The sequence below is a fragment of the Streptomyces sp. NPDC059874 genome, assembly GCF_042731135.1.
Lineage (GTDB): Bacteria > Actinomycetota > Actinomycetes > Streptomycetales > Streptomycetaceae > Streptomyces.
Map to the genome: position 1 here is coordinate 23,888 of NZ_JBHWJY010000071.1, position 20,959 is coordinate 44,846.

25 protein-coding genes are annotated in these 20,959 nt (G+C 71.2%); 1 reads left to right on the forward strand and 24 read right to left on the reverse strand.

The window, feature by feature from the left end; all coding sequences use genetic code 11:
* Positions 1-19: 19 nt before the first annotated feature.
* The 17 genes from ACFV9H_RS31250 to ACFV9H_RS31330 all read right to left on the reverse strand — a co-directional run bounded on the left by ACFV9H_RS31250 (position 20) and on the right by ACFV9H_RS31330 (position 15,546).
* Positions 20-1,960, reverse strand: coding sequence for a hypothetical protein (locus ACFV9H_RS31250; protein WP_385404793.1), 1,941 nt, complete (start codon positions 1,958-1,960; stop codon positions 20-22).
* Between the two features lie 37 nt (positions 1,961-1,997).
* Positions 1,998-2,876 carry a hypothetical protein gene (locus ACFV9H_RS31255; protein ID WP_385404795.1) on the reverse strand — a complete coding sequence of 293 codons (879 nt, stop codon included), beginning with the start codon at positions 2,874-2,876 and terminating at the stop codon, positions 1,998-2,000.
* Complete coding sequence (locus ACFV9H_RS31260) at positions 2,876-3,913, reverse strand: hypothetical protein (RefSeq protein WP_385404797.1); 1,038 nt, start codon at positions 3,911-3,913, stop codon at positions 2,876-2,878. The genes ACFV9H_RS31255 and ACFV9H_RS31260 overlap by 1 nt, the downstream gene beginning before the upstream one ends.
* 81 nt (positions 3,914-3,994) lie before the next feature.
* Positions 3,995-4,978, reverse strand: a complete 984-nt coding sequence (locus ACFV9H_RS31265) for a hypothetical protein (protein WP_385404799.1) — start codon at positions 4,976-4,978, stop codon at positions 3,995-3,997.
* 12 nt (positions 4,979-4,990) lie between these two features.
* Positions 4,991-5,896 (reverse strand): phage distal tail protein, encoded by a 906-nt coding sequence (locus ACFV9H_RS31270; protein ID WP_385404801.1) that lies wholly within the window; start codon positions 5,894-5,896, stop codon positions 4,991-4,993.
* A gap of 3 nt (positions 5,897-5,899) precedes the next feature.
* Positions 5,900-8,311 carry a phage tail tape measure protein gene (locus ACFV9H_RS31275; RefSeq protein WP_385404849.1) on the reverse strand — a complete coding sequence of 804 codons (2,412 nt, stop codon included), beginning with the start codon at positions 8,309-8,311 and terminating at the stop codon, positions 5,900-5,902.
* Positions 8,312-8,544: 233 nt separating this feature from the next.
* The gene (locus ACFV9H_RS31280) at positions 8,545-9,033 is read right to left on the reverse strand and encodes a hypothetical protein (protein ID WP_385404804.1); all 489 of its coding nucleotides are present in this window, start codon (positions 9,031-9,033) and stop codon (positions 8,545-8,547) included.
* Positions 9,033-9,554 carry a phage tail tube protein gene (locus ACFV9H_RS31285; protein WP_385404806.1) on the reverse strand — a complete coding sequence of 174 codons (522 nt, stop codon included), beginning with the start codon at positions 9,552-9,554 and terminating at the stop codon, positions 9,033-9,035. Before ACFV9H_RS31285 ends, ACFV9H_RS31280 begins: the two co-directional genes overlap by 1 nt.
* 13 nt (positions 9,555-9,567) lie before the next feature.
* Entirely contained in the window at positions 9,568-9,999 is a 432-nt protein-coding gene (locus ACFV9H_RS31290) for a minor capsid protein (protein WP_385404809.1), read from the reverse strand.
* Positions 9,996-10,343: a hypothetical protein gene (locus tag ACFV9H_RS31295; protein ID WP_385404812.1), complete on the reverse strand. Its 348-nt coding sequence runs from the start codon at positions 10,341-10,343 to the stop codon at positions 9,996-9,998. The genes ACFV9H_RS31290 and ACFV9H_RS31295 overlap by 4 nt, the downstream gene beginning before the upstream one ends.
* Entirely contained in the window at positions 10,340-10,663 is a 324-nt protein-coding gene (locus tag ACFV9H_RS31300; RefSeq protein WP_385404815.1) for a hypothetical protein, read from the reverse strand. Before ACFV9H_RS31300 ends, ACFV9H_RS31295 begins: the two co-directional genes overlap by 4 nt.
* On the reverse strand, positions 10,657-11,052 hold the full coding sequence (locus tag ACFV9H_RS31305; protein WP_385404817.1) for a hypothetical protein: 396 nt from the start codon (positions 11,050-11,052) through the stop codon (positions 10,657-10,659). Before ACFV9H_RS31305 ends, ACFV9H_RS31300 begins: the two co-directional genes overlap by 7 nt.
* A 2-nt stretch (positions 11,053-11,054) precedes the next feature.
* The gene (locus ACFV9H_RS31310; RefSeq protein ID WP_385404819.1) at positions 11,055-11,303 is read right to left on the reverse strand and encodes a hypothetical protein; all 249 of its coding nucleotides are present in this window, start codon (positions 11,301-11,303) and stop codon (positions 11,055-11,057) included.
* On the reverse strand, positions 11,303-12,313 hold the full coding sequence (locus ACFV9H_RS31315) for a major capsid protein (RefSeq protein ID WP_385404821.1): 1,011 nt from the start codon (positions 12,311-12,313) through the stop codon (positions 11,303-11,305). Before ACFV9H_RS31315 ends, ACFV9H_RS31310 begins: the two co-directional genes overlap by 1 nt.
* A gap of 18 nt (positions 12,314-12,331) precedes the next feature.
* Positions 12,332-13,033, reverse strand: a complete 702-nt coding sequence (locus ACFV9H_RS31320) for a hypothetical protein (protein WP_385404824.1) — start codon at positions 13,031-13,033, stop codon at positions 12,332-12,334.
* Positions 13,034-13,109: 76 nt separating this feature from the next.
* Positions 13,110-13,280, reverse strand: coding sequence for an Rmf/CrpP fold protein (locus tag ACFV9H_RS31325; RefSeq protein WP_385404827.1), 171 nt, complete (start codon positions 13,278-13,280; stop codon positions 13,110-13,112).
* A gap of 10 nt (positions 13,281-13,290) precedes the next feature.
* Positions 13,291-15,546 (reverse strand): phage minor capsid protein, encoded by a 2,256-nt coding sequence (locus tag ACFV9H_RS31330; RefSeq protein ID WP_385404829.1) that lies wholly within the window; start codon positions 15,544-15,546, stop codon positions 13,291-13,293.
* A 69-nt stretch (positions 15,547-15,615) separates the two neighbouring features.
* Between ACFV9H_RS31330 and ACFV9H_RS31335 the strand changes: the two genes are divergently transcribed.
* Positions 15,616-15,822, forward strand: coding sequence for a cold-shock protein (locus tag ACFV9H_RS31335; protein ID WP_385404832.1), 207 nt, complete (start codon positions 15,616-15,618; stop codon positions 15,820-15,822).
* Here ACFV9H_RS31335 and ACFV9H_RS31340 read toward each other — a convergent pair.
* The 7 genes from ACFV9H_RS31340 to ACFV9H_RS31370 form a co-directional block, all read right to left on the reverse strand.
* The gene (locus ACFV9H_RS31340; RefSeq protein WP_385404834.1) at positions 15,819-17,294 is read right to left on the reverse strand and encodes a phage capsid protein; all 1,476 of its coding nucleotides are present in this window, start codon (positions 17,292-17,294) and stop codon (positions 15,819-15,821) included. The genes ACFV9H_RS31335 and ACFV9H_RS31340 overlap by 4 nt on opposite strands.
* Positions 17,281-17,718: an HNH endonuclease signature motif containing protein gene (locus ACFV9H_RS31345; RefSeq protein WP_385404837.1), complete on the reverse strand. Its 438-nt coding sequence runs from the start codon at positions 17,716-17,718 to the stop codon at positions 17,281-17,283. The genes ACFV9H_RS31340 and ACFV9H_RS31345 overlap by 14 nt, the downstream gene beginning before the upstream one ends.
* Positions 17,719-17,787: 69 nt before the next feature.
* Positions 17,788-19,020 carry a PBSX family phage terminase large subunit gene (locus ACFV9H_RS31350; protein WP_385404839.1) on the reverse strand — a complete coding sequence of 411 codons (1,233 nt, stop codon included), beginning with the start codon at positions 19,018-19,020 and terminating at the stop codon, positions 17,788-17,790.
* Positions 19,020-19,469, reverse strand: a complete 450-nt coding sequence (locus tag ACFV9H_RS31355) for a helix-turn-helix domain-containing protein (protein ID WP_385404841.1) — start codon at positions 19,467-19,469, stop codon at positions 19,020-19,022. The genes ACFV9H_RS31350 and ACFV9H_RS31355 overlap by 1 nt, the downstream gene beginning before the upstream one ends.
* A gap of 108 nt (positions 19,470-19,577) precedes the next feature.
* A complete protein-coding gene (locus tag ACFV9H_RS31360) occupies positions 19,578-20,357 on the reverse strand; it encodes a hypothetical protein (RefSeq protein ID WP_385404842.1) in 780 nt (259 codons plus the stop codon).
* Positions 20,354-20,716, reverse strand: a complete 363-nt coding sequence (locus ACFV9H_RS31365) for a hypothetical protein (RefSeq protein ID WP_385404844.1) — start codon at positions 20,714-20,716, stop codon at positions 20,354-20,356. Before ACFV9H_RS31365 ends, ACFV9H_RS31360 begins: the two co-directional genes overlap by 4 nt.
* Positions 20,713-20,959: hypothetical protein (locus ACFV9H_RS31370; protein WP_385404846.1), on the reverse strand; the 247-nt coding region annotated here is incomplete at its 5' end. The genes ACFV9H_RS31370 and ACFV9H_RS31365, both read right to left, overlap by 4 nt.

The window sequence follows — 20,959 nt, forward strand, 5'->3', positions numbered from 1 at the left end:
GGCTTGTGGGAAAGGGGAGTTAGGCGAGGGCGACCCAGAAGCGATTGGCGCCGTTCTCCATCGAGGCGACGGCGATCGTTGCGGGGGCTGCGGCGGCGCCGGTGGTGTAGACGCCGAAGCGCCGCACGGCGCTTTGCCCGAACACGTTCGGTGGGGCGCCCGCCGCGGATTCTGCGGCGAGGAGCATCGGACCGTCGCCTGTGCCGACGTTGTACTGCCAGCGCGAGGCGACGTAGTAGACGCCGGCGGGCGCCGAGTAGGACGCTGTCAGGGGCGAGCTGATCGTCGCCCCGCCCGCGTTGTGGACTTCGGCCGGTTCGTAGGTGGCGGTGGACATGTCGCCGGTTGCGGCGACGCGGTTACCGGCCGAGTCGTAGATCGCGGCCCATGACCCGGTGGTGAGCCCGCCCGCGTAGCCGGTCGCAAACCACACGATCCGGGTTACGGTGACCGGGACTCGCAGGATGACCGCGGTTACCCGTATGGGGCCGCTGCCGGGATAGAGGGCGGTCGACTGGCCGAGTGCGGGATCGAATGCCCACGTGAGCAGACCGTGATCGCTCGGGAGCCACGCACCGCCCCCGAGCGCGTCGACGTAGCTCTTTCTCGTGAGGTGGTTCGCGGTGGTCGGCGCGGCCGAGCTCGACGGAATGCTCGAAAAGGTCTTGCTGCCGGTGACCGTCTGCGTTCCGGCGAGCAGGACGGCGGCCGAGGTCTGCGCGTACCGGGCATCGGCCGCGGTCTGGTCGAGGGCGCCGACGTCGGACGCGACGAGCGTCACCGAACCGGTCTTGCCGTTGACCGACGCGACGGCGCCGCCCCCGGCCGCGCCCACGGTGACGATCTGTCCGTCGCCCTGGCGAACCTTGGCGACGCCGCCCTCGCTGTAGAGGATCGCGGCGCCGGCCGCCGCGGCGGTCGGCACGGTGGCGGCGTCCTTGACGGCGATCACGCCCACGCCCCCGCCCGTGTCGGCGGTCGCGTCGCCGACCCTGAGATTGCGGTCGAGGTACACGTTTCCGGTCTGGACCCGGATGGACCCGCTCGCCCGGATCTCCAGAAGGTTCGTCGCCTTGTCCTCGGCCTTGACCGTGAACGGCAGCTCGGACGATCCGGCGGGCAGGGTGACGACTGCGGGACCGGTCGCGGGGACGGCGCCGACATCGGCGGCGGCGAGGACTACGGCGGCGGCGCTCTTGCCGTTGACAGACTGGACCACGCCGCCGGGGCCCGTCGCCCCGGTTGCCCCGGTTGCTCCGGTGTCTCCCTTCGGTCCCTTGAGGTTGCCGAGGGCCGTCCCCCACCCCGACGCGGTGCGCTGCCAGATGTCGCCGGTATCGGTGCGCAGCAGCAGGTCACCGGGCTTGGTGTTCGTGCTCGGGGTCGTTGTGTTGTTCAGGTACCAAGCGGCGCCCCGAACGTCTCCGCCGAGCTGCGCCCACGCTCCGGCCGTGCGCTGCCACGTCGAGACGGTCGTCGAGGTGACGCCGAGGAACGTGCTGGTCTCGTATCGCACGTAGAGGTCGCCGTCGACGCCGAGGCCGGCGGCGGGGGTGGTTGTGCCGCTGTAGATCCGCGATCCGGGGGCGCCGATCGGGCCGGTATCCCCCTTGGGCCCCGGTACGCCTACGTAGTTGGGCTTTGCCGGGTCGGTGGGGGCGATGTCGGCGAGGTCGACCTCGGGCTGCGCGCGGGGCAAGAGCACGTTGTATGAGCGGCCCACGGGGATTCCCGAGAGCTGCTCGGCGACCGTGTAGGCCCATCCCGACGGGTCCATGTCGGGGGCGTCGGTGGCGGGCAGGGTGACCTCGACCGACCCCTGCGCGTCGAGCGGGACGGTTGCCGGGCCGCCGAGGATGACGTCGGCGGCGGGGAAGGTGAGCGTTGCCGGTGCGCGGAAGACGAGCGCCCCCGACAGCGGCGTGCCGTCGGGGGCGAGGAAGCGACCGCGCACGGTCACGGTGGGTATGGATGGGGGCAGCAGTGCGGGGCCCTCCTTAGTCGTCGATCGTGCGCAGCCCTGATGCGGTGCGCAAGGAATCAGGCCGCTTGGGTTCGGCCGACGTCTCGCTCACGGCAGGGCCCGTTCCCCGCTGTGCGGTGGCCGTGGCCGTCGGGGGTCGGGTCGGCACGCGCGGGGCCTCGTCGGGGGTATAGGTGTGGCGGTAAAGGGCCGAGTACAGCCGGGTCTCGACGTCCCGGCCCGCCTGAAGGTTGCGGTGCTCGACCATCCACTCGACCCACTGCAAGGCTTCGACGTCGTGCATGGGCTGCGTAATGAACTTGTTGGTCCACGTACCGGCCGGACAGTCGTACTCGGCGACCGTGACCGCGGTCCCGCCCTCGGGCTTCATGGTGACCCTGACCTGCCCGCCCCCGGCGTTGGCGTAGGTGAACAGGTCGAGTTCGGCGACCGCGTGCGTTGCCGGACCTGAACCCCACCACGCCGGTTGATAGGTGGTCTCGGGCGTGTTCTGCCGTTGGGTGGGGTGGAGTTGCAGCGGCAGCATGGGGCGGCCGAGGAATCGGTCGCTGAACGCGTCATCCATGAGGATCGGGGTCGGGCGTTCCTTGTCGCGGCTCCATATGCGGATCATCTGATCGTCTTCGAGGACGTCGTCGCCGACCGTGAGGGCCCTAGTTCCGTTGGCGCGACGTAGGAAAAGACCCCAGTCACCTTGGGGGGTCTGGCCGACCTTGAAAGTTGCGACGCCGTCGGGCGTCTGGGCGATGAGCTGTCCGCCCTCGCCGATGGTGATGTCGCCGTGCAGGATCTGGTCGAGGGCGGGGCGCATGTTGGCGCGGCCGGTGAGTTCCCGCACCTTGCGCTCAAGTTCGCGGATGCGGTCGAGCAGGTCGAGGGGGATCGCTGCCACTAGGCGGCCTCCAGGAAGAGTTTCGCGGTCTCGGGTCGACCGCGTAGGGGTGGACTGACGGCGAGGCCGACGACGCGGTACCGCTGGTCGAGCCCTTCGGCCCACCACAGATCCCGGATGCGCACGCGGACGGTGGCGCCGAGCAATGCGGGCGAGAGCGGCACGCGGTCGAGCGCGACGGTCAGTTCGGGAATCAGCCGCGGCGTGAGCGCGGCGGCGAGGTCGGCGCGAGCGTGCGCGGCGAGCGTCGCGGACTCGGTAACGGTGCTGTAGTCGCTTGTCCCGTCGAGGCGCGGCCATCCGGCGCCGAGCTGGTCGTCGTCGACGAGCAGCTCGGTCATCATCGGCAGGGACTCGGCGGTCTGATTCCTGTTGTCGGACGCGCCCCGGGACTGCCAGACGTTCGCGCGCACGGTCGCGTCGATCGGCCAGTCGTAGGAGAGGAGCGGACCGGGGTGGTCGAGGACGATCTCGGACTCGCCCGTACGAATCACGGGCGCCCCGAGCTGCAACTGCTTGATCCGTCGGCCGCTGCTCGGTTCGCGGTAACTCGCGATCCGCCACTCGAACCCCTGCTCGACCGCGGCGAGTTGGTCGATGATCTCGCGTATGCGTGGCTGGTCATAGCGGCGGTACGTACGGTCGCGCAGGACTCCCGAGAGCTGCTCGGCGTCGTACTCGATGCCGATGTCGCCGCCGGCCAGGCTCGCGCTGTAGTCGATCAGGCCGCGGACGATGTCGAACTGATCGACGCCGACGGCCTGTTGCGTGTGGAACACGGCGCGGTGGTCGAGGTAGGACGCCCACCCTCCGGCCTGTATCCGCAGGCCGAGGGCGCCGCGCTGGTTGCTTGTGAGGTTGGCGGTCCACGGGATGCCGCCCCACCAGATGTCACGGCCGCGCTCAATCCATATCGCGGTGCGGCCGAGGTCGAGGGCGGAGCGGACGCGGGCGGCGATCTGTGCGTTCGGCAGGGGCACGGTCACGGCGGCCGAGCCGATTTTGCCGATGTAGTCGTCGAGCGCTACCTCGCTCACGGGCAGGATGTCGAGGACCTGATCGGTGCGCAGGTCGCACAGGATGACCCGGTACGCGGGGGCGATCAGACGATCACCCCCTTACGCGTCGAGCGGGTACTGCACTCCGGAGAGTGCGGCCCACGTCGTGAGTCCGGTGCTGGAGATGAGCCGTAGCTGTCCGCTGGTCTGCGCGTCGAGCTTGATCGCGGCGCCGCCCGCGGCGATCGGCACGGACGTGAGGGCGGCGGGCCGGCAGTTCGCTGGGAGCGCTACGGCGAGCAGGGTTCCGGTGTTGGGCGGCGAGCCCGAGGTCGCCCACGAGACGCCGCCTCGCAGTTGCAGGCAGGGGACGCCGGCGACGGTGATCCGCCGGTACTTGATGTCGCCCTGCGCGTTGCCGTTGTTGGTGTAGCCCGCGGCGAGGGTGAGCGGCGTCCACCCGACCGTGGGTTCGAGGGGCTGCCATGCGGCGCCGTCCCACCGATCGAGCCCGGTCCCGTTGTCGCGGTACTGACCTGCGTACGAGCCGGGGAAGCTGAGCCCCCACCCGCGGGGGATGATCCCGCCGTACGCCGAGGTGTAGCGGCGGCGGTCGGCGAGAGCCGAGGCCCAGGTGATGCCGCCCGTTCCGGCCGAGGTACCGGCCGGAACGGTGATCTCCCAGAGCCGCAGCGCGGCCGCGGGGAGCGTGGGCGGGGTCGGCGTCGCGATCTCGGGGCCCCGGATGATCTCGACGCGAGCGAGCGTCTGCCCGCTGGTGTCGTACAAGGAGTCGTAGACGCGCAGCACCACGGCGTCGATCCGCGCGTACTGCGCGTGTCCGTCGCCGACGGTGAGCGTTTCGGGGGCGGTCACGGCAACGGGGTAGGCGCCTTGCGCGTCGGTGCCTTGCACCAGGGCGCGGCCGACGCCGATCTGTACCTGCATGGCGCCGGCCCCGGTTGCGTTCAGCGCGGTTCCGCCGGCGATCACGCCGTCGCGGGAGGTCATCGCGGACTCGGGCGCCATGGTGCCCAGTGGCGCTAGGCGGGTGTCCTCGCGGGTCTGCCCGGTAGGGAGCAGCCATCCGGCACGCACGGTCAAGTCGGGGTCTCCTTACCAGTGGGCGGAGCGCCATCGCAGTGAGCACGAGGCGCGGGGGTCGGTGCTGCCGGGGGCCGCGCGGAACAGGAGCGAGGTCGTACCGGGCGGCAGGGTGAAAAGCGCCTCGGGGGCGCTGCGGGCGGTTGCGGTGTAGAGCCGCGCCGCGGTCCGGTTGAGGGTGACCGTGCCTTCGCGGGTGTCGATCACGAGCTCGTCGTCGAGCGCGAGGTCGATGTCGTACTCGATCGCCTCACCCGTCGCGAGGTTGGTCACGGACGGGAGGGAGACCGGGCCCCGGATCGCGATCACGGGGTGCGAGGGGGCGTCGCCGTCGTTGACGGCGAGGAGTGATCCGGTACTGCCCGGGGCGCCGAATTGGAGCGGGTAGAGCAGTCGTTCCGGGCCCGGGGTCACCTGCCAGTCGAGGCCAGGTTCGGCCGCAGGCAGGCCGGTCTCGGCCTGCTGCTCGACGAGGCTGTACCGGCGGGGGTCGGTCGCCTCGAACTGGAGCGCCGCCCCCTGCACGACGCCGATCGCGTACCCGCCCACTCCGACGGGGATCGAGCGGCGCAGGCAGCGGGCGAAGCACAGCAGCGGGGGCTCGTCGTCGAGCTGCACGACGAGCGGCTGCTCGTCGTCGCGAAGCGCGGTCGCCGCGCGCAGGGTGCGCACGGCGGCGCCCATCCGGCGGGGCTCGGTGCGGATCACCATGTCGTCGAGGGTGATCGTCCGTGGTTGTGTGAGCAGCCGGCCGGGGTAGGCGCCGTGGGCATCGGACCGGGCGACGGTGCCCGAGTCGACGCCGGGGGAGTCCTCCCATCCGGTGAGGTTCTTCCATCGGTAGGCGGTGTGGGGGCCGAGCAGCAGCTCGCCGAACTGGACGTGCCCGGGGGCGGTGACGCGATCACCCGCGGCCATCGGTCACCCCCTGCCCTTGGCGTGCCAGGCGAGCGCCGCCGCGGTCTGGTCCGCGGTCGCCGTTCCGGCGTTCCAGTTCTCGATATGGACTGCCGGACCGCCCCAACCCCCGCCCGCGCCCCCGCTGTTGGCGGGGCCGCTCGCGGTGGCGAACTGCGGTCCGGCGGGAACCGAGACGAGACTGCGCATCGTGCGGTCGATCGCGGGGGCGCCCGCTTTGATGCCTTCGACGATGCCCGCGGGAATGTGCTTGCCGATTTTGTCGCGCATGAGACGCGACGGAGAATGAATTCCGAGTGCCTTTGCGATCGGCCCCGGAATCAAATTTTTGGCCCAAGACATGAGGGTTGACCGCAGCCAACTTCCCATGCCCTTGATGCCGTTCCACAGTCCGTAGATCAGATCACGGCCGCTGTCGTAGAGCATCGAGCCAAAATTTCCGAAGTAGCCCGCGATCATTCCCGGTAGGCCCCGGACCCAATCCAGCATTTCTCCGGCCTTGCGCACGGTGCCCGACTTGATCGAATCCCAGTGCTTGATAATCAGCCCTGGCAAAGTCCAGTTGAGGAAAAAATCGACGATGCGGCCGGGGATGCCGCGCACCCATTCAACGGTTGCATTCCATGCGGATATGGTGCCGCTCTTTATGGAGTCCCAGTGCTTGATGATCAGCCCGACAATTGTCCAGTTCAGGAAGAAATCGAGGATCATCTGACCGACCCACTTGAGCTTTTCCCACACCCAATCCCATGCCGCCGTTGTGGCGGAAACGATCGTGTCCCAGTTGGCTACGATCAGGGCGACGATGCCGACTACGGCGGCGATCACGAGCGCGATCGGCCCCATGGCAAGGAGCCATGCGGCGGCCATCCGGGCGCCCTGTATCAGGGACTGCGTCCCCATGAGCACCCAGGCCCCGACCACCCGTAGAGCGGTGGCACCCGCGCTTACGCCTTGTGCGACCCAACCGGCGAGCATGGTCGCGTTGAGCAGTACGAACCGTGCCGCGGCGGCGACGCCGGCCGCGGTCTGTGTAGCCCATCCGACGACCACGGCGGTTGTCGTTGTGGCTGCGGTGATGCCGAGTGCGATAAGCGTCGGGAGCATCAGGACGGCGATCACGCCGGCGGCGATCGAGAGCGCCGTCGAGTGCTCGGAGATCCACCCGACGGACGCGCGGAACGCGCCGCCGAGTCCGCCCTCGCCGATCCAATCGGCCGCTTTCTCGATGACGGGAATCGCGTAGTTCCCGAGGACGCCGACGACCTTCTGCTCTATGCCGCGCTTGAACGCTTCTAGCTTGGTCGCCGCATTATCGTGCAGTGCGTTACCGGCGGCGTCGGTGGCGCCCTTGACGTCGCCGAGTGCCTTTACTGCGCTCGACGGATCGAGCGAGTAAATCGCTTTCTGCATATCCTCGGCCTTGGTGCCGAACAGGCCGAGGGCGATCTCGCTCTGCTTCGCAGGGTCCTTGACGTTGCGCAGCTTGTCGAGGATTTGATCGAGCGCCTTCGCTGCTTCCGGTCCACCCTTCTGGAAAACCTCCTGCATTTTCTCGGCATTAAATCCGAGATCCTTATAGGCAGCCGCCGTTTCCTTGCCCATTCCCTGGGCCAGCAACGTGAATTCCTTGAGGCTGTCGGCGACGACGTCGGCGTCTCGGGCGCCGCCCTTTAGCCCCTGCTGCAAAAGGCCCATTGACGTCTGAGCGTCGAGGCCGAGCTGCCGAAATTCAGTCGGATATTCGGCGAACGTGTCGAGCAAATCCTCGGCAACATCGACGCCGTTCTGCGTGCCCTTCACGAGCACGTCGAGCGCTTCCTGCGCGGAGTCGGCGAGCCCGGTTTTCATCATCGTGCCGACGGCACGAGAGACCTTGCTGACGTCCTCGCCCATGACCGAGGCGGCGCTCGCGACCTGCGTCGCAAGCTGCTTGACCTGGCCCTGCGTGGCGTCGGGCGGGAGGAGTCCGCCCCGTGCGATGCCCTTGATGATCTCGGCGCCGTCGGCGACCGAGTCGACGATCGCCGAGGCGTAGAGGTCGCCGGCGACCTTGCCGTATGTCTTGGCTACCGGGCCGGTGGCGCCGAGCTGTGCCTGCAACTGGCCGGGCACCTTGGACTGTTCGAGGGCCTGTCCGATACCGGCAGTGAGGGCGGCGCCGATCGCCGCCCCGATTGCGGCGGCGGCGAAACCTTTCAGCGCGGCCCCCATGCCGGAGGATGCGCGCTCGCCGCCATCGGCCGCGCCTTCGGCGAGACCGTCGCCGAGGGCGTCGCCCGCTTCCTGGCCTGCCTGATCTGCGGCGGCGGCGATCTGGTCGCCGCCCGCCTGCACCGCGGCGCGGGCGCGCGCCATGCCGGCATCTGCGCCCGAGTCGTCGATCGTGATTGTGGCGGCGAGCTCGCCCACCATGAGGGCCACGGGCGCTCACCTCCTGGCGGTCGCACCTCCCGCGGGGGAGGCATCGGGCGGAGGGGTGAGCACCCGGGCGAGGCGAGACTCGGCCGAGAGCAGAGCGAGGATGCGCACGCGCAGCCATCGCCAGGAACGGGCTTGCAGCAGTCCGGGGTCGCCTACGTCGATGCCGTAGACCTCGTGTAGATCAGCCTCGACGAGCGGCCACTCGGCGAGGATCGCCGCCCAAGTCAGTGACGCTTGCGGGCCTTCTTGCCCGCGCCGCGGGCGGGTGCCGGGCGGGTACTCGTACCACTCGAAGAGCCCCGACTCGGCGTCGAACTCGCCGCACCCGACTGGCTGCGGCGGGCCGCCCGGTTCGGGGCCAGACGAGAAGGGTCGCCGGCCGCGGTCCAGTAGCGTTCGGCGGCGGTCTTGTCCTGCGCGATCCACACCATGGCGGTGATCGCGCAGTGTTTGAGCGTCGGCCACTTCACGCCGTCGGCGATCATCTCGTCGTGCGCGGGGCCGAGTACGTCTCGGTAGAGGTCGCGCTCGGCGGCGTCGCCGAGCACCTGCTCGTCGGCCCGTCCGCCGTCCGCGGCGACCGCGGCGGCGTGGATGAGGGCCTGTGTCCGCAGGCCGATCTCGGCCGACGGCGCGGGCACGGTGTAGATGCGGCCGGCGACCGGTAGCTCGATCGACTCGTCGAGCAGCTCGCCGAGTTCCTCGAACGCCACTAGCTGTCACCCCCCTTGGCGGCGAAGGTTCCGCCACCGGCCGCGGGGTTGGTGATCTCGACGAGCGGACCGGACCCGGTAAGCGTGACCTTGATCGTGTCGACCTCGTCGGGGCCCCCGCCGTCCGGCTCCCAGGTGACGAGGGCGGAACCTTCCTGCGCGTCGGGGGCGCCGTTGCGGTCGTAGTACCGCACGCGGACATAGGACTTGGCGCCGAACGAGCGGGACGCCTTCCGCAGGGCTTCCTGCGCGGCGTTGAAAACCCCGGTCGTCGGGTGGGCGCGGTGCGCGATCGTGGTCTCGATCGACCACGCGAGCATGGTCACGGCCTGCTCGCTCCATCCCTCGGCGTCGTAGGTCGTCACCTCCTGCTGCGTCGGCTCGATCTTCGGCGTGAACTCGGTGACCCCCGGAACGAGGGTCCATATCGGGGTGCCGGGCGTGGTGCCCATGTCCAGCTCAAGGCGGTAGCGGCGCGCGAGGGCGGTTACGGTCTCGGCCGGGGGCGTCGGGGTGCTCAAAGGGGGCGCCTCCTTATTCGAGGTGGGGGTGCGCCCGGTGGGCGCGGGCGTAGTAGTTGGCGGATCGCTCCCAGCGGCCGGCCGAGTCGGTGCCGATCGGGGCGGCCGAGACGCGGTAGACGAGTTGCACGGGGACGGCGCCGAAGCGGTGCGGTCCGGACGCGTGCAGCACCTCGTGCACCTGGTCGTCGAGGGCGTCGACCTCGCGGGGATCGGCCCCCGCGCGGGTGCGCGCCTGAATCCCGGTGGTCGTGTCGGTGAGCACGGGGGAGTCGGTGACCGGGTAGGCGGCGAGGCAGATCACGCGGTCGGGGACCGGGGGAAGCGCGGCGATGGTGATCGCGGTCTCGCCCGCGGCGTACACGCCGTCGGGCCGGTAGATGCCGACACCCTGCTCGTGCAGCAGGCGGGCGAGACCGTCGAGCAGGTCGACGGTGTAGGTCATCGCAGCGCGCGCCGGATCTGCGCGGCGATCAGGGCCTGCACCTCGCCCGCGGTCTCTGGCAGCACGCTCTCGACGTACTTCGCGGAGCGGCCGGGGGAGTGCCGGGCGGTCATGTCCTCGTGGACCCGCGCGGCATACGGGGTGTCGTAGGAGACAGCGGCGGTCATGGTGGCCTCGTCGACCGAGGTTGTGCCGGAGCGTTCGAGGGTGCCCTCGGCGATCGGTACGCGCTGCCTGCTCGCGCCGAGCACGTGCTCGGCACTGAGCAGCAGTCCGCGCGCGGCGGCCTGCCGGATAGCGGCGGTGGCGGTGTCGCCGTTCCAGCGCAGGCGGGCACGGCTCATTCGCACATCACCTCCGCGCAGCTCGGTACGGGCAGGCCCGGGGCGGTGTGGCGGGTGATCGAGAGCGCGGTCGCCGTCCGGCCGTCGGGCAGGGTGACCCGTGATCCGGGCGGACAGTCGAGATCGGGCGCGGCGATGACCTGCGCGCTACTGGTGACCTCGCGCCCGTCGGGCGTGCGCACCATGCGGACGGCAGGCGAGACGAGGGCAGGCACTGCGGGGACGGGGGCGCCGTAGCGCGGCCCGTACGCGCCGTCGCCGAGGTACGGCTCGATCCGGATGCGGTGGCGCAGCAGCACCTCGGGGATACGGCTCACCATCCGATCACCCGCCCCGGGGTCAGACCCGCGCGGCGTAGCGCTCGGTCGGCGCGCGGAGCGAGTTCGACGCCGGCCGCCGCGGTGCGCGAGCTGCGCCCCGACAGGCTCACGGGGCCGATGCTGACCGAGTCCCACTGTCCGCCGGCGCCGGTTCCGTCGTCGCCGCCGGCGAGCTGGTACTCGACCTGCGCGCATGTGGCGTTGGCGAGGGCGGTCCGTATCTCGGGGTCGAGGGGGTCGCCGTCCTCGTCGACGGGGTAGATCGCGGTGAGCAGCGCCGAGTCGACGTCCTCGCCGGCCCGTGCGAGGAGTCGCTCGGCGTCCGCGGGTGCCGGTTGTCCGGTCCATGCGGCGAGCTGCTCGGGGGTCGCGTAGGGCTGGCGGGCCACGATCACCCCCTCTTGCTGCGGGCAGCAGAACGGCCCGTCGACGTGGTGTCGGCCGGGCCGTCCTGCTCGCTGCTCTGCTCGGTATCCGGTGGGTCGTCGCCGAGGGGCTCGACGCTGTAGCCGGCCCCCTGGCAGTAGCCGATCACTGCCGGGTCGCTCGTGGTCGCGGTGCCGTCGACGAATGGAATCCCGCCGGGCCCGTCGCCGGTGAAGTCGGTGACTGGGGCGGTGATGCGCATGATCACGGGCATCACGCGCTCTTGATGTTGCGCAGTACCGCGGCGGCCTTGGTCGCCTTGAGGACCGGGGCGACGGGCCCCATTTCGACTTCACCGGTCTTGACGGCGCCGGAGCGGTCGAACTCGGGGAGCCACGTGTTCACGAGCGGCGAGCCGCCCCCGACCGAGGCACCGTGGAAACCGTCGAGCCCGTACCGGACGGCGTACAGGTCGCCGAGACCGGTCACGTTCCCGCCCCCGCCGGCGCCGTCCGGGTCGCGGGTCACGAGGCCGATCACGTCGGCATTGCTTCCCGCCTTGCTCTTGAGGTCGATCAAGGGAATGCCGTTGTACGCGGTGACCGGGCGGCCGAAGCTGTCGGTCGTCTTGTCGAGCTGTTCGGTCCATGCCGCAATCCGTTTGAAGAGCGACAGGGTCTTGCGGTTGCCGTAGATCACATCGGGGGCGTCATCCATGGCGGCGAGCCAGTTGTCGATGTGGGTCTGCGCGGCGAGCGCCGCAGCCTTGTCGTTGATCGCGGTCCAGTCGAGGAACCCCGCGGCGACGCCGTTCGCGAGCGGCAGGTACTCGGTCGAGCTGCCGGTGAGGATCTTCGAGAGACCGTCGAACCCGTTCGTCTCGACGGCCTTGTCGCCGTTGATCACGGCGTCGGCGAACCGTGCTCGGCTCGCCTTGATGAGCTGCTGCATGTTGAGGGTGACGGCGCCCGATGCGGCTGGCCCGATGCGGGCGATCACTCGGTCGATCTGGAAGCTACCGCCGAGCGGCACGAGGTCGACTGTGTAGCGCTGCGTCTGGACCTCGGCCGGGGTGTACTCCGAATTGAGCGCGCGGAAGTCGGCCGAGCGCTGGCTGATCAGGCGCCGGTATCCGTAGGTGAGGGTGTCGCCGCCGGTCGGCGATACGACGTTGTCGAAGGTGAGGCGGTCGAGGATGTCGGACGACTTCCGGAACTCGTCGATCACCTGCACGTCGACGTCGTCCTGCGCGTTGTTCCGGGCCTCGGCGAGGGAGGTAGGCAAAACGTTTCTCCTGTGGGGTTAGGCGCCGCTCATGCGGGCGGCGACGGCGTCGTGCAGCGTGGCGGCGCGGCGTTCGCCGGCCGGGGCGCCGTGGAACTCGGCGCCGCCGCGGGGCGGTCCTGCGGGCGCGGTGCGGTAGAGGTCGGGGTCGGCTGTGACTGCTGCGGTGATCGCGGCGGCGAGCTTGGTGTCGAACTCGGCCGCGGTCGGATCGAGGTCGGCGACCGAGGCGAGGAAGGCACGGGAGTTGAGTAGGCGGTCGCCGCGGGCGCCCTGGTCGGCGGCGGCGCGGGCGACGGCGAGTTCGACGCGAGCGGAGCGCAGTTCGCCGGCGTGCTCGGCGAGCAGCCGGTCGCGTTCGGCGACCGCGGCGGCGAGCTTGGTCGGGTCCTGCTCGGCCTCGCCCCCGTTGGGGTTGAGCGCGCGGGTCACGGCGTCGAGGGCGGAGCGCAGTTCGTCGCGCTCGGCCGCGGCCTGCTCGGCGCGGGTCGTTGCCTCGGCGAGCTGCTGCTCGGTGGCCGGATTCGCGGCCGGCGGGGCGGCGGGGTCGGTGTTCGGGGCGGTGGCCGGGTCCGCGGTGGGTGCGGTGCCCGGGTCGCCGCCCTCGCCCGAGCCGCCCTTGATGGGCCAGATCGGGCGGCCGTCGCGGCGGAAGCCGAGGGCGTGCTCGCCCGTGCGGGGGTGGGTGGGCAGGGTGCCGTCGAGGGTGTTCTCGGGCATGGTGGGTCGGCCCTCCGGGGCTCGTGCGGGCATGGGAAAGGGCCGCCGGATCGGCGGCCCTATATAGGGGGAGCGGCTACGGCTCGGGCGGTGCGAGCTGCTGCTCGGCGGCGACGTAGCCGCGCACCCATGCGGCGCGCAGCAGTGGCTCGTCGCCGCGGTGCGGGCAGTCGGTAGCGGGCCGTCCGGTCAGGGCTGCGCGCGCGCCGGCCTGCCGGGCGCGCACCGCGTTCTCGCGGAATCCCACGGGCACCCCCTTACTGCTTGAGCTGCTGGCCGTGTGCGGACTGGCGGGCGGTCTCGGCCGCGGCGTTCTTGACGCCGGTCACCTGCTCGGTGAACTCGGCGAGCGTGACCCTTGGGCTCGTGTCGGCCCACCACCTGATGAGGTCCTCCGAGGCGCGGGCGTAGGCGACGTGTGCCGGGCCAGTGAAGAGCGAGCGAGGGTCGACGCCGGCCGCCTCAGCCGCGCGGCTGAGCATGTGGCCTCGGGTTGCGTCCTCGGCGGCGAGCCATTGCAGGTAGATGTGTTCCTGGTACATCTCGCGGATTTCGGCGCGGCTGTATGCCTCGCGCGCCGCCCGCTGTTCGAGTTCCCGCTCGTACGCCCACCGTTCGGCGGCGGACATGTGCTCGGTCCCGTCGGGGCCCTTTTCGAGGTCGCGGCCGTAGGCGCCCCACTCGTCGGGGTCGGCCGGGGGCGGGTCGTCGAGGGGCACGGGTCGCATGGCCTCGTCGAGCGCGGCTCGGGTGGCGAGGGTGTCGGCGACCCGTGCGCCCGCGGGGGCGGGCGCCGGCGGGGTGGGGTACCGGCGGTCGATCTCGGCGGCGATCCGTACAGCGTCCTCGGGGGAGGCGTAGCGCACTCCCCAGACGAGCAGGTCGTCGCCGAGGGTGGAGAGATCGCCGGCGAGACGACCGCCGGGGAACAGCTCGGCGAGCGCACGGCGGCGGTGGATCTCGGCGCCGATCGCCGCCCGGTCGCCCTCGACGTTGCGGGCGCGGGCGGCGAGGTCCCGCTCGGACATGCCGACGAGGTCGCGGCGGATGCCGGGCATGGCGGCGTCGATGTCGCGCCGGTCCATCTCCCCCATGATCCGCAGCATGTCGTCGTCGCCCAGGTGGACGGCGACGGCGGCGAGTTCGTCGTCGCTGAACTCGGCGAGGTTGTCGGCGAGCTTGCCGTTCGGCCGGATGCGGTCGAGCAGCATCTGCTCGTCGCGCCGGCCGGCCTCGCCGCGGATGCGGTCGAGGTCGCGCTGATCGAGCACGCCGGGCCGGATCGCGGCGCCGAGCTGCTCGTCGGTCATCTCGGGCAGGGTGCGCTCGTCGCCGGAGCGGACGCGCGCAGCCTCGAAAGCGTCCTGCGGCGGGCGCGGTGCGGTCGAGGGGAGGTTGCCCGCGCCGGGCTGCTCGCGCTCGCGGCGGCGGATCAGTTCGGGGTGTTCGGCGAGGTGGGCGCGCTGCTTGGCCTGCCACTGCCGCACCTTGGCCTCGGCCGCCCGACGGGCCTCGGGGCTCGTCGCCGCGGCTGAACGGTTCTTGTACTTCCTGATCCCGCGCTCGATCGCGCGTTGCCGTTGGCTCGCCTCGTACCCATCGGGATCTTCGGAGTGCTCGACGGGGGCCCGGGTCACCCCGGGCAGGTAGGCGGCAACGCTGTGCCTGCAATTGGGGTGTTGGAAACCGCGCTGCCGCGCCTCGTCGAGGCTGCCCGCGATGTGCACCTGCACGGCGCGGCCGTCCTCGACGGCGTGCTCGACCTCGACCGTGCGGGCGCCGCCCGGTCCGTCGAGGCTCAGCACCTTGCCCTCGAAGGGCTTGCAGAGCGGGCACTCGTGCGGGGCGTTGCTGACGATCACGAGGTCGAGGCCGGCCGCGCGCAGCTTGTCGCCGTGCGCCTCGACCGCGGCCCGTCCGGTCGCCGTCCGAACGGCCATCTCGGCGTAACTCGTCATCTGCCACGCACGCCCGCCGCGGTCGACGAACGTCCGCAGGCCCCGGTCGGCAAACCGGTCCATGGCGGATTGGGTGGCCTGCCTGCGGGTGTCGACGCCGAGCAGGGGAGTGGCCGACACCTCGGCGATCACCTGCCGGTATCCGTCCTCGACGCCGCGGAGAATCCCGCGGTGCGTGGCGGTGACGAGTTCGATTGTCTCGGCGGCGAGCCGATCAACGGCGCGCGTGTTCGGGGTGGTCTCGGCGATCCGGCGCAGGTCGTTGTCGTGCAGCGCGCCGAGTTCGGCGAGGCCCGATCGGGCGCCAACGTTGTACGCCTCGGCGACCGCGTCGAACACCTCCAACCGTGTGGCCTCGGAGAGGGCGTCGACGACTCCCTGCGCACCACGGCGCAGCGCCTGCACGTCGCGCAGCTTGTTGGTCGCCCACCCCGGGGCCTCGAATCCGTCGGCGAGCTGCCGGGCAACGATGCCGAGCAGCCGCTGCTCGGCGTCCGCGTAGAGGTCGCGGACGCCGGCCGAGAGATCCTCGACCATTCCGGGGTGGATGGGCACGGCCACCCCCTTCAGTCGGGCACTCTTGTGAGTGAGTTCGTGGCCGACCATGAGAGGACCGAGGGGCGCGTGGCTGATCTGATGCGTGGACGCGTGAGCTGGTACAACCCGAGCAAGGGGTACGGAGCCATCACCCCAGACGATGGGAACGATGTCATCGTGCAAGCGCCCGCAGTAATTGCCGCGGGCCTGCACACCCTTGCTGCTGGTCAGGTTGTCGAATATGAGGCTGACGAGAAATCTGGCGTGGTCGTCAATCTGCGAGTTCGGAACTAGTCGAGGGCGCCAGCCTGCATGGGGTCGGGAACGGCCTGCCCGGTTTCGGTGAGGATGCGTGCGACCTCGGCCTGCACTGCGTCCTCGTCCCATCCGGGGTGGACCATCCTGACTTTCGTGTCGACGCTGACGGCCTGCGCCTGCTGGTACAGGGAAAGGGTCTGCGCGAGGGTGGTCGGGTCCTCGCTCACGGCGCCGCCGAACGCGATCCGGGGACGCTCGGGCACGATGCCGCGGCCGAACATCAGGCGGTCGAGTAGCAGCATGACGTGCAGCATTTCGCCGAGGGGCGGGGACCAATACCGGATCTTCTTGCCGCGGGTGGTCATACTCCGGCGTTCCTTGGCCTTGACCTCGGTCGCGGTGATCGCGGCGCCCTGGTCGTCGATGCCGAAAGTCTGCGCGGCATAGCCGGCCGACCGTACGGCCTGCCGTGTCGCGGCCTCGGCCGACCGCTCGTGTTCCTCGACCCTGATCGCGAACTGCGACAGGGTGATGCCGCCCTGCTCGGTGGGCGGGATGTTCAGGAGCTGCCAAATCTCCCTGTCGTCGTCGAACGAGGCGCCGCGGCCGGGGCCGTGGTCGCGCAGGTAGGCGTCGGGGATGATCAGGCGGGCGCGCGCGAGGCGGATGTCGCGAATCCATGAGGTCCATGTCGTGTCGAGCGCGTCTAGCAAGTCGTACAGCGGGGCGGCGTAGTCGCTGCGGCCGAGGTCCGATCCGCGGTGCCGGCGGTTGGGGCCGATGTTGCGGACGTATGCGGCGGTCAACCGGTCGATGCCGGTCTCGATCGACTCGCCGTCGGGGCCGAGGGCCTCGGCGAGCGGTGCGACCGCGGGGTGCTCGGTGAGCGGTACGCGTCGGCCGAGGTTGTCGGCGGTGCCCTGGTAGAGAGCGTGCAGAATGCGACCGCGCTCGTGCCGTTCAAGGTGGCGGAGCACGCTCGCGCCGTCCGAGGCGAGTTCGTGCCAGAAGGTCACGGCGCGCAGCAGCCCGAACGAGAACTCGGGTACGGCGGCGTCTGCGTGCACGGTGGTGAGCAGCGGCCGGTCGACGAGCGAGTGATCCCACGTGATCCGCAGGTACACGCCGCCGAGGGCGGCGGCGACCTCGGCCCCTTCGAGCAGGGTGTTCGCGATGCCGTCGGCGTCGCTCAACTCGTTCAGCCGGTCCTGCGTGGCTGTGTCGGCAACGGTGAACGTCGGCGGCTCACTGAACAGCAGGTCGGCGCTCGCGGTGGCGATGTCGCCGGCGAGGGGGATGTGCAGGCGGCCGTCGCGCTTGCCCTGCTGCGGGGCGCGGTGGCGACCCCACAGGCGGGACGTCCCGCTCTTACGGGTCGGGTTGTTGGCGTAGATGCGGATCAGCTTGGCGGCGTCGCCGGAGTACCAGGCGTCATCGACGCGCATCTCGGCGAGGGGCCGGGCGAGGTGCGGCGGGGGCCACGGGGTGTTGTTCTCAGGCAGCGGCACAGCGCACCCCCGTTCTCTTGCGTGCGCGGGTGCGCGCGGCCCTGCGGCAGGTGCGGCACTTGCGGGTGCCGTTGCCTGCCCGGTAGGTGTTGGCCTCGCTGAACGGGTGTCCGTGGATGCACGCGGTCTGACGGGCGCGGGCGGCGACGTGCGACTCGCCCCGCAGAACGTTGACTCGCTGCGTCACGGGTTCCAGGTGGGCGGGGTTCACACACCCGCGGTTGCGGCACAGGTGGTCGATCACGAGACCCTCGGGTATCGGCTCGACGAGTGCCTCGTATGAGGCCCGGTGCGCGTACTGCCGCTCGCCGCCGATGCTGATTCGGGCGTACCCGTTGGGCATGAGGTAGCCGGTCCACTGCCAGCAGCCGGCCGGGGTGTCGGTGACTCGGGCGAGGAATCGGTCGGTCCAATCGGCGCGCACGGGCGGCCCCCCTTGGGCATGACAGAGCCCCCGCGCCGACTCGGCGGCGGGGGCCGTGGTCGGGTTGGGTTACGCGGCTTGTGCCAGCAGGGGGCGCCACTCGTGCGCCGTCGAGTGGATCACGTAGCGCAGTGCGTCGACGCTGTGATCGTCCTTCTTCACCGGCTTGTCTTCACCGCGGGCGGCGGCCTCTTCCGACCACACGTACGTGGGTAGCTCGCCGAGCAGCCCCTCGCACGAGCGATGGATGCGCAGCAGGCCGGCGTCGAGCGCGTTCGACACGCTGCGGATGCCGTCGATCACGTCGTTCACCGCGCGGGTGACCCCGGGGTGCCCGTCGGCCCAAAGCTGAGTGGAGTAAGAGGCGGCGCTCGGGTCGATGAACGTCCACTCGGGGACGACGTCCAGTTCGCCGAGCCAGTCGCGTACGGCGCGGCTGTACTGCGCGTCGGTCATCTGGCGGTGTACGGCGCGGGAGTCGTGGCGCCACTCGCTCACCACGTACAGGCGGTCGTCGTCGCCGAGGCCGAGCAGCAGCGCGGCGAAGGGGTTCGCGGTGCCGTAGTCGACGCCGAGCCAGTGGCGGCGCATCGGCGGCAGCTCGTCGACGACGTGCAGCGCCTCGTCGTAGGCGTCGTAGATCGCGCCCTCGGCGACGACCCACTCGCCCAGGATCATGCGCCGGCGCCAAAGGCCGGTGAACTCGGCGGCGAGCGCGGCGACGTACGCCTCGGAAAGACTCGGGTTGTCGGCGAGACGGAAGTGAAATTCGGCGAGGTCGAGGTCGCCGGCACGGTCGAGGTAGTCGGTCCGCAGCCAATGCCGGGGGCTGTCCGGGTTGGTGGTCCCGATCAGCTTCGCCCCGGGCACCGACAGGCGGGCGAGCAACTGCCGGAAGAACGCGGCGGGCAGCAGCGTGACCTCGTCGCAGTAGGCGAGCGAGGCGGTCATACCGCGCAGGCGTCCCTCGGCGCGCGCGTCCGAGGCGCCGACGAGGTGAACGACCCTGCCGAGGATCACGGCCGTGGTGGCGCCGCGGGTGTGGTGGACCTCGGCCGCGACGTCGCCGAACAGGGTTCGGTCGGCGAGGACGTCGAGACAGTTCCGCTCGATCGTCTGGAGCGACCGGCCGCAGATGACGATCAGGCCCGACGCGGGGGCGCGCCGGATCATCAGCAGGAAGCAGACGAGCGAGGCGATCGTCTTTCCCGACCGCACGCTGCCGTGCCAGATGTTGATACGGGCGGTGGCGCCACGGATCGAGTCGACCTGTTTGGGGGAGAGCGGCGCGAGGGTGGTCACTACACCTCCTCGCGGTCACCTCCGGCCGGGGGCCCGAGCAGGGCGTCGGCGAGGCGGTCGAGCATCGAGCCGCCGCTGCTCCCGTTGCTGCTGTGGCGGGCGAGTTCAGCTACGCGGGCGTGTACCTCGGTGAGGGCACGCGCGGCCGTGGCGTGGTCGCGGGCGTCGCGCGCCGACTCGGCGCCTGCGGTGCGGGCGACTTGCCCGAGGGCGCCGTCGAGGGCCTCGTCGGCGAGCTGCTCGCGGCGTGCGGCAGCGTCTGCTCGTCGGGCCTCGGTCGCGGCGGCGACGCGGGCGCCCCCTGCGAAGGTGAGCCCCTCGGCCTTTGCGATCTTGCTTACGGTCGCCGCGCTGCGCCTGGTGAGTCGGGCGATCTCGTTGCGGCTCTTGCCCTCGGAGTGGAGGCGGCGCACCTGCTCGCGGTCGCGTTCACGGATCGGCTCGGCCACGTGCTCACCTCCCGGCGGACATGAGTCCGCCCCGCCACGGGGGGGATGTGGCGGGGCGGACAGGATCGGGGGGTTTCCGGGCACGCCGAAGACGCCTCGAACAATAGGTCACGAAGAGATAACGGCGCAAGCCTGTTCCGTGACGATCTCCCCGGACTCCATCGCGGCGGCGAACCGGGCGAGCAGGGGCCCCATGTCGGACCGCTCCCACACCCGGTGTCCGTCGAGGTCGAGTCGAGTCGGTGCCGAGCAGGCCGGCCCGCCCGAGCAGGTGATGCGCTGAACATCCCCCGAGGCCGAGTGCAGCGTGAGCGGGGCCGCGCACCACGGGCACGGGTGCCGGCCGACCGAGCCGCGCTCGTCGTGGCGCAGGGTGCGCAGTACGCGGTCGGCGCACTGCCGTGCGACGCGGTGCGCCTCGTGCAGCGCCCACCCGGGCAGGGGCGCGAACAGCGGCGCGGGCCCGTCGGTCTGCTCGCCGAGCACGCGCCCCTCGACAAACACGCTCGCCCAGTGGGCACCCTGCGCCCGCGATCCGGGCCCGTGCTGCGTCCGGTAGTTCCAGCGGTGCAGCTCGTCGAGCGGAGTGCACTCCTGTGCCACGGCGGCGCACGTGTCGGCGAGGTCGAACAGTGCGGTCTCGACGGCGACCACGGCATCGTGGGCAACGAGGTTCAGCGGCGCCGGGTGCGCGCGCAGGGCGTACGGGGTCCGGTCCTCGACGAGCAGGGGCCCGTCGGCGACCTTGTCGAGGAACGCGGTCGTCTCCCTCGGCGGCCAGTCGGCCGCGGTGGGCGGCGCCTCGACCGCGGCGAGCAGCGCGCCCCACTTCTCGCGCACGAGGCGCAGGGCCGTGACCGTCTGATCTATGGCTCGGGTCTGGTTCATCGCTCCCCCTCGGTGATGTGCTGCTCGACGAGCTGCTCGCGCAGGGCCTCGGCATCGGCGAGGGCCTGGTCGCGGTCGGCCTCGGTCTCGACGAGGGCCTGCTCGGCGGCCTCGATCCGCTTGTGCAGGCGCATCGCTGCTGCCTGCTGTCCGCCAGCGCTGCGGCGGTGGGTGTCGCTCTCGGCGACCTCGGCCTCGACGTCGGCGCGCAGGGCGGCGCAGTCCTCGGGGGTGAGCACGCCGCGGTCGGCGCGGGCGAGCAGCAGCAGGAAGCGCTCGCGACGGGCCTCGCGGGTGAGTTCGCGAACGAGGACTCGGCCGCGGCGGGAGTCGGTACGGGTGCGGGCGTGCAGTGTCATGCGGGCGTGTCTCCGTTCGGGGCTCGGCGGGCGGCCGACGAGCAGGCGGTGCAGTGGGTCGGGCAGGGGCGGCGGACGAGGGCGCGTGCCTCGCGGTCGAGGCGGCCGTCGAGCCGCACGGCGCCGACGAGGGCGGCGACGAGGACGAGGGCGAGCAGGACCGAGGTCACGGGGTTGTCCCTCCGTCCGTACGGGTGCGGCGGAACCAACGGAGGAGGGAGCGCCGAGCGCGCGGTTCCCGCG

Excerpts from the sequence above, each read along its gene's own strand:
- ACFV9H_RS31270 (WP_385404801.1), bottom strand. The coding sequence starts at position 5,896 with ATGGCCGCGGGTGATCGCGTCACCGCCCCCGGGCACGTCCAGTTCGGC.
- ACFV9H_RS31300 (WP_385404815.1), bottom strand. The coding sequence starts at position 10,663 with ATGGTGAGCCGTATCCCCGAGGTGCTGCTGCGCCACCGCATCCGGATC.
- ACFV9H_RS31290 (WP_385404809.1), bottom strand. The coding sequence starts at position 9,999 with ATGACCTACACCGTCGACCTGCTCGACGGTCTCGCCCGCCTGCTGCAC.
- ACFV9H_RS31275 (WP_385404849.1), bottom strand. The coding sequence starts at position 8,311 with ATGGTGGGCGAGCTCGCCGCCACAATCACGATCGACGACTCGGGCGCA.
- ACFV9H_RS31360 (WP_385404842.1), bottom strand. The coding sequence starts at position 20,357 with ATGAACCAGACCCGAGCCATAGATCAGACGGTCACGGCCCTGCGCCTC.
- ACFV9H_RS31365 (WP_385404844.1), bottom strand. The coding sequence starts at position 20,716 with ATGACACTGCACGCCCGCACCCGTACCGACTCCCGCCGCGGCCGAGTC.
- ACFV9H_RS31295 (WP_385404812.1), bottom strand. The coding sequence starts at position 10,343 with ATGAGCCGTGCCCGCCTGCGCTGGAACGGCGACACCGCCACCGCCGCT.
- ACFV9H_RS31320 (WP_385404824.1), bottom strand. The coding sequence starts at position 13,033 with ATGCCCGAGAACACCCTCGACGGCACCCTGCCCACCCACCCCCGCACG.
- ACFV9H_RS31310 (WP_385404819.1), bottom strand. The coding sequence starts at position 11,303 with ATGCCCGTGATCATGCGCATCACCGCCCCAGTCACCGACTTCACCGGC.